The sequence below is a fragment of the Vibrio proteolyticus NBRC 13287 genome, from assembly GCF_000467125.1.
GTDB classification, from domain to species: Bacteria; Pseudomonadota; Gammaproteobacteria; order Enterobacterales; family Vibrionaceae; genus Vibrio; species Vibrio proteolyticus.
Genome location: NZ_BATJ01000001.1, coordinates 113,942 through 127,743 on the forward strand (window position 1 = coordinate 113,942; position 13,802 = coordinate 127,743).

The 13,802-nt window shown below is 47.9% G+C and carries 11 protein-coding genes; all 11 read left to right on the plus strand.

Annotation, left to right across the window (positions count from 1 at the left end; genetic code table 11):
• Positions 1-266: 266 nt before the first annotated feature.
• The 11 genes from VPR01S_RS00510 (at position 267) to VPR01S_RS00560 (ending at position 13,799) form a co-directional block, all read left to right on the plus strand.
• Entirely contained in the window at positions 267-590 is a 324-nt protein-coding gene (locus VPR01S_RS00510) for an STAS domain-containing protein (RefSeq protein ID WP_021703323.1), read from the plus strand.
• Positions 591-609: 19 nt separating this feature from the next.
• Entirely contained in the window at positions 610-1,449 is an 840-nt protein-coding gene (locus VPR01S_RS00515; RefSeq protein WP_021703324.1) for an OmpA family protein, read from the plus strand.
• Positions 1,436-3,526 carry an SLBB domain-containing protein gene (locus VPR01S_RS00520; RefSeq protein WP_021703325.1) on the plus strand — a complete coding sequence of 697 codons (2,091 nt, stop codon included), beginning with the start codon at positions 1,436-1,438 and terminating at the stop codon, positions 3,524-3,526. Before VPR01S_RS00515 ends, VPR01S_RS00520 begins: the two co-directional genes overlap by 14 nt.
• Positions 3,526-4,209 (plus strand): P-loop NTPase family protein, encoded by a 684-nt coding sequence (locus tag VPR01S_RS00525; RefSeq protein WP_021703326.1) that lies wholly within the window; start codon positions 3,526-3,528, stop codon positions 4,207-4,209. Before VPR01S_RS00520 ends, VPR01S_RS00525 begins: the two co-directional genes overlap by 1 nt.
• Positions 4,210-4,220: 11 nt before the next feature.
• Positions 4,221-5,030, plus strand: a complete 810-nt coding sequence (locus VPR01S_RS00530) for a phosphate/phosphite/phosphonate ABC transporter substrate-binding protein (protein WP_021703327.1) — start codon at positions 4,221-4,223, stop codon at positions 5,028-5,030.
• A 5-nt stretch (positions 5,031-5,035) separates the two neighbouring features.
• Complete coding sequence (locus tag VPR01S_RS00535; protein ID WP_021703328.1) at positions 5,036-7,327, plus strand: response regulator; 2,292 nt, start codon at positions 5,036-5,038, stop codon at positions 7,325-7,327.
• Positions 7,328-7,373: 46 nt separating this feature from the next.
• A complete protein-coding gene (locus VPR01S_RS00540; RefSeq protein WP_021703329.1) occupies positions 7,374-8,837 on the plus strand; it encodes a sigma-54-dependent transcriptional regulator in 1,464 nt (487 codons plus the stop codon).
• Complete coding sequence (locus VPR01S_RS00545) at positions 8,818-9,852, plus strand: glycosyltransferase family 4 protein (RefSeq protein ID WP_021703330.1); 1,035 nt, start codon at positions 8,818-8,820, stop codon at positions 9,850-9,852. The genes VPR01S_RS00540 and VPR01S_RS00545 overlap by 20 nt, the downstream gene beginning before the upstream one ends.
• Positions 9,853-10,009: 157 nt before the next feature.
• Positions 10,010-11,200 (plus strand): glycosyltransferase, encoded by a 1,191-nt coding sequence (locus tag VPR01S_RS00550; protein ID WP_021703331.1) that lies wholly within the window; start codon positions 10,010-10,012, stop codon positions 11,198-11,200.
• Positions 11,201-11,208: 8 nt separating this feature from the next.
• Positions 11,209-12,372: a glycosyltransferase family 4 protein gene (locus tag VPR01S_RS00555; protein ID WP_021703332.1), complete on the plus strand. Its 1,164-nt coding sequence runs from the start codon at positions 11,209-11,211 to the stop codon at positions 12,370-12,372.
• Positions 12,366-13,799, plus strand: a complete 1,434-nt coding sequence (locus VPR01S_RS00560) for a lipopolysaccharide biosynthesis protein (RefSeq protein WP_021703333.1) — start codon at positions 12,366-12,368, stop codon at positions 13,797-13,799. The genes VPR01S_RS00555 and VPR01S_RS00560 overlap by 7 nt, the downstream gene beginning before the upstream one ends.
• Positions 13,800-13,802 lie beyond the last annotated feature (3 nt).

Sequence of the window (13,802 nt, forward strand, 5' to 3'; positions counted from 1 at the left end):
TATTTCTGACTATATTCCCTGAGTAACTCAATATGCATCAAGACACATCTCGAGCCAGTTTGAGCTACGCTTAATCCGAGAACATTATCAATTTCATTTAGTTACGAGCTAAATCTAGGTTTACATTTCGATTCTCATTTTGAGAAGTTCCGGATTTTTATTATGAGAACTGTTGAACAGCCATTAGTAACCATTTGATTGTTAAAGAAATAATTTTTGGCATGAATCGTGATGAGCTCCAAGTATCAACGACAAGGAGAAACGTCATGGAACTACGCAAAATTGAAATGAACGACACAGTATTGACACTGATGATCAACGGCAATCTGGATGCAGACGGCAGCCGAACCGTCCAGCCCCACATTGATGAAGTGATCACCAAGCACGCTCATGGTGAAGTCGAGATTGATTTCTCTCACGTACAATTTCTTGACTCATCAGGCGTTGGGGCGTTGGTTTATCTCTACAAACGTTTGATCGAGCGAGAGCGTGTGATGCGCCTGGAAAACGTCTCAGGGCAACCGCTTGAAATTATCAACTTGCTTCGTATCGAGAGAGCCATTCCGGTGAACTCACGCCATTACTCATAAACAAAAATAAGGATGTGACATGGTAAATACGGTAAGAAGTACGACTTTGGCTTGGTTGCTAGCGTTTACCGTGGGCTGTACCAGTTTTCCTGAACCAGGTAGTGGCGGTCTGGCAGAAAACTACGCAGGGGAGAGCTTTTCGCCAGTAATGCCGGATGAACCTTTAGGCCCGGAGCACGGCCTAAGATTCGATTGGCAATTGACCAAGTTGCATCTTGAGTCATTGATTCGCGAAGGTGCGAAATGGTGCTTTCCCGCTGCTGTTCAACAAGCCATTGAAAAACAAAATCGTATTGCCCGGGAATTGGACGGCGGTTTGATGTTGGACGCTGCTAATGACCTGATCATTCAACGTAAACGGCTTAATGAACTCGAGCTCAGGCTTGGTTACGTCACGGCTCAGACGCGCTGCCAGCCGCCCTCAGATCAAAATGCATTATTTGCACAGTTATCCATAATCGAACAGTTGTATCGCATGCTAAATGTCGACAATCAGTTCGCCCTGAATTCGGCTGAAATAAACCCCAAATACATGGGCAATCTGGCGGAAGCGACTCAAGTCTTAAAACAATACCCGGGTTTGACGTTGTCTGTTACCGGGCATGCAGATGCCACAGGAAGTGATGAATACAATCAGAAACTGGCTTTAGACAGGGCACGTCAGGTTAAGCGTTATCTGACGATCTTTGGTCTCCAGCCACAGCGCATTACGACTCAGTCACTGGGTGACACTTTGCCCTTGTACGAAGGAAAGTCTGATGGCGTGCGACTCACCAACCGCCGTGTGAGTATCGAAATTATGTCTCAGGATGAACACTTAGAATCAAATAATCGCGGAGGTGCTTATGGCTTGGATTAAAACTCTGTTGCTTTGCATCGCGCTGATGATGTGCAGTGTCTCCTCAGCAGATGTCCTCAAAGTCCAGGTTGGTGATCAGATACAAATAGATCTGCCCGGAGAAAGTTCACTCAATCGAGGGTTTCAGGTTGATAAACGCGGGCGCATCACTCTGCCAGAAATCGGGCCAGTTTACGTTGCCGGGTACGACGAAGAACAGCTTCAGAATACCGTGCTAAAGGCCATGTCATCTGTCTACAGGGATCTTTCTAACGCCAGTGTGTTTGTTGCTGAACAACAAATTCTGATTTCCGTGCAAGGATATGTCAACTCTCCGGGCGAGTATACTTTGTCTCAAAACGCCGATGTTCAGATGGTATTGCATGCTGCGGGCGGGCTTCGGTCCGGCGCACAACTGGATCACATGCTGCTTAAACGCGGGAATGGCAAAACTGCATTTAATTACAAGCGATTCCTCGATACTGGTGACGAATCAGAGCTACCCGAATTGCGTTCTCTGGACATCATTTTTGTGCCAGCCTCCCCTCTGGTTGGTAACATTGAACAACAATTTGATGCGGCCAAACAAGCCAACGCCGGTGACAGCGCAGATAGCCGGACCGCAATAAAAGTGTTTGGGGAAGTGAATGCTCCCGGTTCCTTTACCTACAAACCCAATACCGATTTAGTGGACGTTCTGATGCGTTCCGGTGGAGTGACCCGTTATGCGTCCGTTGAACAAATTCGAGTGATCAGCAACAACAATCCTCGCCTGTTCAACCTTAAACGTTACCTGGACTCGGGCGACGCATCTCTGCTACCCGAACTAACGCCTGGCACCACTATTTTTGTTCCGAAGCAAGAGGAAGAGATCAAATCTGGCGCCAATACGGTTTACGTGATGGGAGAAGTGGCAACCCCCGGGGCCTTTGACGGCAAGCAAGGCGCCACTTTTATGGATATTTTGGCCAATGCCGGCGGACCGACCCGCTACGCGGAATCGCGCCAGATCCGCATCATCAAAGCTGATGGCAAAGTGGTTCGGTTCGATCTGGCAGCATACACCGAAGGGTTGACCCGCTCAACGCCCGCTATCAGTGGCGGTGACGCGATTTTCGTCCCGGAAAAAACGGACATGAATGAGAAGTCCTGGCTCAAAGTATCACCTGACCGTGCCATCAGTGTGCTGGGAGAAGTCGTTCGCCCTGGACGCGTTGAGTGGTCAGATGAAATGAATTTCATGGATCTGCTGGCGCATGTTGGAGGACCGACACTAAGAGCAGATACCAGTCAAATTGAAGTAGTGACAACGGGTGGAAAACTACATATTTTTGATTTAGATAAATTTATTCGTGAAGGCGCCCCAGGCACTGCACTGCCTCACGTCACTGCTGGTGCCATAGTTAGGGTGCATGATCTACCTCAGGACCCATCTGACAATAAATCTCAATGGGTTCGGCAAAGCTCCGATGCATCCATCTATGTGTTCGGGCAAGTCAATGCGCCAGGGCGCTACCGTTTTACCGACGAGATGCATTTTCTCGACATCCTTTCTGCAGCCGACGGCCCAACAAAAGATGCTGACCTGCACAACATACGAGTAACGCATCGTGATATGCCCTATGCCAAAGTAAGCAAGTTGAACTTGTCCCTTTACTTTGAAACGGGCGACGAATCGTTACTGCCCCAAGTGAGAACCGGTGACACCATCTACATTCCGGAAAAAAACAAAAACTGGCTGGAGCGCAGTAAAGAGTCCACCGTGCGTGTGTTGGGTGCCGTGAATAGGCCCGGTCGTTATGTGTTCAACGACACAATGACGATTCTGGATATTCTGGCTGAGGCTGGAGGCCCCCGTGACAGTGCTTATCTGGGAAAAATTTCCGTGGTCAACATGTCTTGTTGCCAGGGGCAAGCGCGCACTTTTGACCTGCTTGAATTCAGTAAAACCGCCAACATCTATCAGTTGCCAGTATTACGTGCTGGTGACACCATTTATGTCCCTGATAAAAGTGAAAGCTTCGCGGAAAAGGCACGACTGACATTAGAAGACATTCTTCGTCTGACCACGACCATAGTATTGATTGGAGCCTTGTGATGACGATACCAGCCACTCATAGCGAAATCGAACAAATCTACCTTGCTGCAGAGCTGAGTCAATGTCGTTCGCTGTGCCTGACTGCTTGTCACTCTGGTGACGGCGTCACCTCTGTAGCGACGGCACTCACCGAACGCTTTCTGCTTGCCGGGCATAAAACTCTGTTGGTGGATCTTAATTTATTTCGACCCGGGTTAGATAAGTTCGACTTACCGATACAAGATGAAAACTGGATTGAGTACAAACCCACTGGCAAAGTGTTTACCGGCCTGCCCGTCCCGCGAGAACAAACTCAGCTACTTGCGTATAAAGACCCTGAACAGCTGAGAAAATCGGTGAACAACTGGCTTAGTCAATATGACCGCGTGATCGTTGATACGTCACCAATCTTGCAGGTAAACCGACATAATATTCCGGTTCAGAGTGTCGCCAGTGCCTGCGATAAAACCTTACTGGTTGTGAAAGCGGGCACGACAACCTCAGCCGCTTTGACACAAGCCAAAGAATTACTGACCTCAGAGCAAATCTCGATTTTGGGTTGTGTTCTGAATACCGTCGAGCAACCGACATTGGCCGAAGAGCTTGTTCGAGAGCTCAACCGTTGCGTTTTTATTCCCAAATCGTGCCGTCAACGTCTGGCTGGCAAAATTGCAGATATCACGTTGCTGTCTAAATCACTGTGAGGAGAAGACATATGAAACGCTTTCTGATTTTGCTTATTGCAGCGACAAGTTCACCGTTTAGCTTAGCTGACTCGTTGACGTTTGGCATTGTGCCCCAACAGTCGGCCAGTCGCCTGGCTGAACAATGGACTCCTTTGCTCAACCAGTTAAGTGAAGAACTAGGACAAAAAGTGGTTTTTACCACAGCAGTAGATATACCCACTTTTGAACAAAGGCTGGCCAACGGTGACTACGATTTTGCGTACATGAACCCTTACCATTATACGGTGTTCAGCCAATCACCAGGGTATCAGGCAATTGCAAAAGCAAAGAATAAAAAGATTCGGGGCATCATCGTTGTTCGTAAAGACAGTGGCATCGATTCCCCCAACCAGTTGCAGGGAACAACTCTTGCTTTCCCCTCTCCGGCGGCGTTTGCTGCCTCAGTGTTAACCAGAGACTATCTGGCCCAGCAGCACATCGATTTTACCCCTGCGTATGTTCGTTCGCATGATTCAGTGTATTTGTCTGTGGCTAACGGTTTCTACCCAGCTGGCGGCGGTGTGATGAGAACATTTAACTCCATACCAGCGGAGCTGCGTGCGCAACTGACTCCCATTTGGACCACTGAGGCGTATACGCCACATGCCATCGCCGCTCACCCGGATCTACCTCAAAGTACTGTCGATGCATTTCAACGCCTGTTGGTCAAACTGGACCAAACTACAGACGGAAAAGTGCAGTTGAAACCGCTGAACATTGAAGGCTTTGAAGCCGCCTCCGACAGTGATTGGAATGACGTACGCTCCCTGAGAATTGATGTGCTAGAAAACGAGGAGTGACTCTTATGAGTTTTCGGAGCAAAACCATCATAGGTATCGCACTGATTGAAACAGTGCTGTTGGTTTATCTTGTGTTTAACGCCATGTCTTTTCTGTCTGAGTCCAACGAGAAGCAGTTGCTGCAACGTGCACACTCAACAGCCACCATGTTTGCCCGCGCAGCAAAAGATGCCCTGCTCTCCACCGATCTGGCCACCTTGAATGATTTGACTCATGACATCATCAATCTTGAAGATGTCCTGTACGTTCGTATTCTACGTGATGGGAAAGAGATGGCGTTTGACGGAGAGAGACATTATCTGAAAGATGAGTTCACAAGCGATTTGTCACTTGACACCATCCATGATGGTGTATTTGACACACGTGTTGATATTGTCAGTGATGGCGTGGTGTACGGTCAGGTGGAAATGGGGTTTGACGTCAATACCATCACTCAGATGCTGGATTCTGCCAGCCAGCAAATCATAGGTATTGCGCTTATTGAAGTGTTCTTGGTGGCACTCTTTTCCTTTGTACTCGGGACGTATCTCACTAAGAGTCTGGTCAGATTGACCCATGCAGCGAAAACATTAACCGAGTCCGGTCCAGGCTATCAAATTAACGATGACACGAAAGATGAGATCGGTGAAGTAACGCGAGCATTTAATGAAATGTCATCCAAACTGGCCAAAAGCTACACCGACCTGACGGAAGCCCGTCATCAGGCAGAAAGTGCCAATGAATCTAAAAGCCGCTTCTTAGCACTGATGTCTCATGAAATTCGTACCCCAATGAACGGCGTATTGGGCATTCTGGGATTATTGGAAGATACCCAACTCGATAAAAAACAGCGCCAGTTGCTGAACACGGCGATTGAATCAGGCCATTTTCTGTTGTCTATCATCAATGACATCCTCGATTTTACCCGCATGGAAGCCAATACGCTGGCCTTGGATCATCGTTCCTTCGACTTTAGACATTGTGTAGAAAGCGTAGTTGACAGTTTTATACCGTTAGCAAAACAAAAAGATCTGATGTTGCATTCGTATATTGCGCCAGATGTTCCCAACTTTGTCATTGGTGATGAAAACCGAGTCAAACAAATACTGCATAATCTGATTGGTAATGCTCTCAAGTTTACCGAAAGCGGTAGCGTCGACGTGCAGATCAGTGCAGACACAGTCAATCAGCGCAGCCGGATCGAATGTAAAGTGCGAGACTCCGGGATTGGAATTTCTGAAAGTGCGATCGAGTATTTGTTTGAAGAGTTCACGATGGCCGACGAAACATTCGCTCGTTCTCGGGAAGGTTCTGGACTAGGGTTGGCGATCTGTAAACGCCTGAGCGCTCTGATGGATGGGAACATAAATGTGGTTAGCCAACTGGGCCTCGGCAGTACCTTTACATTTGATATCCATCTTGATGTCGCCGCTGACGTTTTACCTCTGAGTCCCCCCGCCCCCTGCCCCTTCGATGAACTGGAACAACGTCATATCCTGATTGCAGAGGACAACAAAGCCAATCAGCTGGTGATCCGTAATATGTTTCAGAAGTTGGGAATTGAGATTGACATTGCGGAAGATGGCCAACAAGTGCTCAATCTCCTCAAGGTATCGCATTACGACCTTATTTTCATGGACATCTCTATGCCTCAAATGGACGGAATGGAAACCTGCCGACGCATTCGATCCCACACCGATCGTCGTGTGTCGTCAATACCCATCATCGCTTTGACGGCGCACGCATTGGCTGGAGATAAAGATAAGTTCCTTGCCTGCGGTATGAATGATTACTTATCAAAGCCTGTAAAACCATCTCAACTTGTTGAAAAAATTAAACTATTCTTAAAAAGAAACGACCACGCGTCATCTGATAATGAAAAACCAAACGCAACGGCGAGGGACACAAGTCAGACATTGAATTGCGATACCCATAGTGTTGAACAATATTCCAACGAAACTCTGGTGGATGAAAGCATCATCAGTCAAGTTATCGCCGACACAAGCGCAGAAGTTCTTCCGGTTCTGATTGATCATTACCTTGAAGAGTCTGAACAGCGACTCAAAACCATTTTTTCTGCAATTGAACAGAAAGATTCACTGACACTGGAATTTGAAAGCCACACACTCGGCAGTTCGTCACTGGCTCTTGGCAACCGTGCACTCTCCAATGTTGCTCGCCATATCGAACGGTTGTGTCTGGAGGGTCAGGCAGCACAAGCTTATAAGTTGAAAAACCAACTGGCCAACATTGCAAAACACTCACTCCAGGCACTAGAGATAAGAAAAGCCCAAGGATTTAAGCAATCGGTATTATAAAATCAACTATATTGCTTTTATCCGGCAAAATAAGGAGTCCAGATTTATGCGACCAAAAGTATTACTTATTGAAGACTCAACATCGTTAGCCGTGCTGTATAAGCAATATGTCAAAGATGAACCTTTTGATCTGTTTCACGTTGAAACTGGTAAAGAGGCCATTGCTTTCATCCAGAGAAACACACCTCAGGTTGTCATTCTCGATCTGAAACTACCTGATATGTCCGGTGAGGAAATTCTCGACTGGATTACTGAGAATCACATCCCGACCGCTGTCATTGTGGCAACCGCGCACGGCTCGGTTGATGTCGCCGTCAGTCTGCTGCAAAACGGGGCGAAAGATTTTCTTGAAAAACCGATTAAAGCAGACCGGTTGAAAACGTCGGTGAACCTTCATTTAAAACACGCCAAACTCGAACATCTGGTGGAAGATATTGAAGCTAAATTTGATCGAGAACGCTTTCATGGATTCATTGGCAGCTCTCTTCCAATGCAAGGGGTGTACAAAATCATTGATTCGGTCGCACCAACCTCGGCAAGCGTGTTTATCATCGGCGAAAGTGGTACAGGTAAAGAAGTTTGCGCAGAAGCCATACATGCCGAGAGCAAACGCAACGAGAAACCGTTCATTGCAATTAACTGTGGAGCCATCCCCAAAGATCTCATGGAGAGTGAGATCTTTGGACACGTAAAAGGTGCCTTTACCGGCGCCGCATCGGACAGAAAAGGTGCGGCATCATTGGCTGACGGTGGCACCTTGTTCCTTGATGAACTGTGTGAAATGGAACTTGAAATGCAGAAAAAACTGCTGCGTTTTCTTCAAACCAGTACCTTCACTCCGCTTGGTGCCAGCAAGGAGCAGAAAGTTGATGTGCGTATTATTTGCGCCACAAACCGTGATCCTCTCACAGAAGTCGAGGAAGGTCGCTTTCGGGAAGACCTATATTATCGGGTTCATGTGGTCCCACTAGACATGCCACCGCTGCGCGATCGTGGCCAGGACATAGCAACGCTAGCAAATCATTTTCTGAAAATCTACGCCAAAGAAGACGGAAAGAAATTCCTAGCCATCAGCAAAGATGCCGAGTCAGCCCTTATGCGTTATACGTGGCCGGGGAATGTTCGTCAGTTACAAAACGTCATTCGCAATATAGTGGTACTCAACGACGAAACCAAACTATCCATCGCCCACCTACCCGACCCAATTACCCGTGTCGAAAAGAAAATGCCTCGTAACGTCACACAAGTAACTCCCCCTCCTGCTCACCCAAACCCTGTCGAGCACGAGTTCGCACAAACACTTTATCAATCGCATATTCATAATGAAGAAAATCTGAAACCAAACTCAATTCGTCCTATGTGGCAGATTGAGCGTGAAACGATTCAGAACGCGATTGATTACTGTGATGGAAATGTACTCAACGCAGCGGTGTTGTTAGAGCTCAGCCCTTCGACTGTCTACCGAAAGAAACAAGCTTGGGAGTCAGAAGATGAACAAAATACAGCCTGATGAAATCTGGCTCGTCATCGACAGTCGTTTGTTCGGTGGTATAGAGACTCATATATTCGAACTCGCCAACGGTCTGAATCGGTGTGGTCACCCGTCACGGGTGGTCTTAATCGAACAGTACCAGCCGTTACAACCGTTGGCAGAGCGGTTGACACAACACCAGTTACCATGGAGTTTTTTGTCTCAACTTTCAGAGCGCCATGATGGACCAATCGGTTTGTATCAGGCCACACTGCACCATCACCCCAAGTTGTTACACGCGCACGGATACAAAGCCAGTCTCTACAGTAAACTGGTCAAGCTGATGACGTTTGGCCGTATCAAGCAACTATCCAGTTATCATGCCGGAGAAACCAGTGTAGGAAAAATGGCCCTTTACGATGCTGCAGATCGCTACAGCGCTTTCGTGTCTGATTGTGCCATTGCGGTCAGTGAAAAAATCCAGCTCAAACTACACAGCACCTCGCAGCGACTCAATAATTTTATCGCTACCGATAATCTTGTGTCTGAACATGGCGACGGTGTGGCTTTTGTGGGTCGGCTTAGTCATGAAAAAGGACCGGATCGATTCATTCAGCTGGCACGATTGTTTCGTCATAAAACCTTTGACTATTATGGGCAAGGCCCAATGGAACAAGCGCTTAAAAACGTTGCGCCTGACAATGTCTGTTTCCATGGCTTCCAGACTAACATGGCACAAGTGTGGCCAAAGATAGATGTTCTGGTGATCTGTTCACGCTATGAGGGCTTACCGCTGGTCGCACTCGAAGCTATGGCAAGAGGTATCATTCCAATTAGCCTCAATGTAGGGGATATGGCGAAGGTGATCGAGCATCAGCGGAATGGCTACCTAGTGGACTCCGAAAGCGATTTGGCGCGCTGCCTCAGGCACTGGGAAACACAACCGGAATGCGACAAAATTGTCATGCGCCAGTATGCAAAAACCACCATTGAGAACCATTACTCAGCACGTTCGCTCATTCCACAATTCTTACAACTCTACGGTTGCGAATAGGTAACACCAGTTGCATATTCGTTCTCAATTTGAGAACGCGATGTTCATTCCACTCCCCCGCAGTAAATGCCCCGTCAAATCAACGTATTAGAAATTACACATCATGGCACCAGTATTGCAACCTGTTCAGTATCGTAACTGACTGAGCGATACCATTATGCAAACAACAAAACGAATTCTGTACGTACACTTCGGCGAGAACTGGATTCGTGGCAGTGAACGTTGCCTGATAGACCTGCTCTCTCATCTCGATCGCTCTCGCTTTGAACCTCTGGTGTGGACCAATAGCCGTGCCCTGAATGATGCTGTTACACAATTGAAGATCGAAAGTCGCTGCTCAGAGTTTTCGGTTTTGATGGGCTGGCAACCTCCAAAAGCAGATGTTCCCGCCTGGCTGGCTCTGGTGCAAACCGCGCGAGGCATCATTCGCTCTGAAGCGATCGATCTGGTTCATGTCAACAGTGCAGCGCCTTGTCAATGGATGATTCTGGCCGCGAGTCTGGAACAAACGCCGTTAGTCACGCAAATTCACTCGGATTATCAAGCCCGTGACCGCTTTACTCTTGCTCTGAATCTGTCTCCGCACATTATCGCGGTGAGCCGTGCTATCACGAAAAACCTGCTCCAGGATGGGTTTCCTGATTACCGAATCTCTGTGATTCCAAACGGTATTGATACGGACGCCCTGCAACAGCAACAAATGGTCGACGTCCGACAGAAGCTGGCGCTGCGCCCGAACGATGTCATCTATGTCAGCGTGGGATCGTTAATTAAACGCAAAGGCATGGATAGATTAATAGCCCAATTTGCAAACCTTAAACGTGACGACAAACGAGCCAAGTTAGTCATTGTGGGCGGCGGTGAAGAACACATAACCCTGACGCAGCAAGTTCATTCGATGCAATTAGAAACCGATGTATTTCTGGTTGGAGAGCAACCCAATTCCTTTGGATGGATGAAAGGTTGCGACGTATTTGTCAGTGCGGCCCGTCAGGAAGCATTCGGTCTGGTGCTTATCGAAGCGGCTTTGGCTGGCTTACCCGTAATAGCACCGGATATCGATGGTATACCGGAAGTCGTCGAGCACCAGCAAAACGGCTTATTGTATGACACAACCTGTGAAGCCGAGTTGTACGCGGCCATGTTATGTGTTTTACAACAACCGACTTACGGACAACAGTTAGCAGCACGTGGCCGCGAGAAAGTGCTGACGCAATTTACTATTCAATATAACGCACAACGTATTCAGCAAATTTACCAGCGCTTCATTGCACAGCCAGTGTCGTCACCAGCACTTCATGCGCTGTTTACGCCGTTTAAAAGCTACCTGCAAAACAAAATTGCATAGGAGGCAACATGAAACAAGGACGTTTACGCCATTGCCTGATTTTCGACCCTATTCCATTCAACGGAGGTTCTAAAAAGGCCACCTGTGAGATGATGTCTGTCTGCAATCCAGATCGTGTGCGATTTACAATCGTGACAGCGGATCCTGAGTCTTGGCAAAGTCACTCTTTCTACCAGAGCCATCAGGTCAAACTGGTCACTTTAATCTCGTTAGGAGCTCTAGCTCGTGCCACTCATGGCTGGCGCTTTTGGCTAAAACAAGCACTGTTTACAACGAACCTAGTTTGGGTCCTGTTGTGGCACAGAGGCATAACACGGCTTCTGGCACCTGCGCATCCGGGGACTGACATGCCAGCTTACCTGGCCAGCATGATATTTGGCCTTCCTGTCATTCAGTTTATTCATGGTAATGTGCCGCAATCCCGCAGTGTCAGATTCTGTCTGATCCGAGCTCATAAAGTGTTTTATTTGCGTTCTTCGCATGACAGTCTCTGCTCTGCGATCGACGCTAATTCGCTCTCCAAGTTGCATGACAAAAGGTTTACCGCTTTCGATAATGGTATCCGATTTAACGACTGGCCATCACAAGCTCAGATTGGAGAGCCTAAGTTGCTTTGGTGCGCATCGCTACTGCAGTGGAAACGGCTTGATGTACTCGCTGCGGCGCTGCGCAAACTCGGTTACGATGAAATGATTCCCACCGAAATTTGCTACATCAAGCCGAAACAATCTTTGATGCCGGTCTGCCATTTACCTAATGACCTTATTCTGACCACTTTCCACGAGCAGCCGGATAATCTTGATGCTATCCGCCGCAGTTGCAGTATTTTTGTCTCGACCAGTGAAAATGAACCTTTTGGTCTTTCGATTCTTGAAGCGCTCGCGGCTGGACTTTGTGTGCTTATCCCAAGTGACGGCGCTTACTGGGACAAAGTCTTGCATCACGACCAAAACTGTATCAAATATCAACCCACAGACTCGGATTCATTGCTGCGGGCACTCCTCCTGGTCGCACGAGATGATGAGCGTCGGGCCCGCATTGCGAGGCAAGGAATGATGGTGGCGAAGCATTATCGAGCGGAGCACTGTTATTGGCCCATCGCCGACTATGTTCAGTTTAGCAACCCACAGAAAGTTGTGGCTTCCGGCACTCAAGAGCACGGATCATGTTAAGTTCATCACCCCATAGGGGCGTAAAAGAGATGGCCATGTATGCCGTCAGTATTGTGCTGGCACGGGGCATCTCACTGTTGGCACTCCCTTTGTATGCGCACTACCTGACGCCGGCAGACATCGGCCAACTGGAAATTCTGGCTACCACGGTGGTGTTCATTGATATTGTGGCAGCATGCTCTCTGAATGAGAGTTTATACCGATTTGTTGGCACAGAACGCAACCCCAAACGACAGCACAAATCAGCCAGTACGATCTTCACACTGACATTGTTGATCTCCTTTTTGATTTCCCTACTCGCTACTGCTTTGATGGCATCAGTGACACCATTAGCCATTCATCAGAATAGTGCCCAATTGGTAATGTTGTTTATTGCTGTGTTTATCGGTCCGGCTCTGCTGGTCTCAATGTCTTGGTTACGGATGCAAAATAGAGCCACAACATTTCTCAAAATCAGTGTCGGTTGTACCGCAATTCAGTTTGTCTTGATCGTGCTGGTCTTATTCAATGCACCGGATATTACCGCATTGTTTGCGGTCGGTGTATTGACCACCGTACTACAAGCCCTGTCGCTGCAGTGGGTTAATCGTTTTCAATTGTGCGTACCGTCATTGCACCAGTGTCGTACTTATTTGCGCTACTCTCTGCCTCTTATGCTGGCAACCTTGGTGGCGTTTGGCCTTTCAGGCGCTGAAAAGTGGGTCATCGCCGCCAGCACATCTTTGGCGGTGCTTGGCCAATATGCGGTCGCGGTGAAGTTCGGTCTGGCCATGTGTATTTTGATGCAACCTTTTGGCATGTGGTGGATGCCTAAACGTTTCAATTTGCTTGAACACGCAGGTCCCGAGCGAGCAACACAAATCACACAATATGGCCTGATTTATCTGGCAATGGTCTGCATCGGCGTTTTTTCCTTTGCACAGCTGTTTATTCGCTATGCCCTACCCGACGTTTACTTACCCGCTACACAGCTTCTGATGATGGTGATACTGACTGCCGCGGGCAAAGAGACCTTTGAATTGCTGAATATCGGGTTACTGCACCAAAAACGCACCGATCGGATTCTTCATCTGAACATTATCAGTACCGCAATTGCATTGACGATCATGTCACTGAGCCTCTGGTTTGGGATGTGGTGTGTTCTGTGGGGGCTGTTTATTGGTCAATGGCTGAGAGCTCTGCTAGCCTGCTACTACAGCCAAAAAACGCAAGCCCTACCTTACCAGTTACGCTCGTTGGTACTGTTTGCCTTAATAACTATCGGTCTAATTTCTGTTACATCGCCGACAACGTCAACCACAGTGTGGTGGTCGTTACTAATATTTGGACCGCTCTTGGTTGCTCTGATGGCGTATACGCTAGGTCTGGTTACATCAGATACGTTCAAAAGAATACGCGAACCCATTCAGAGCCATATCCGGGGGTAAAAG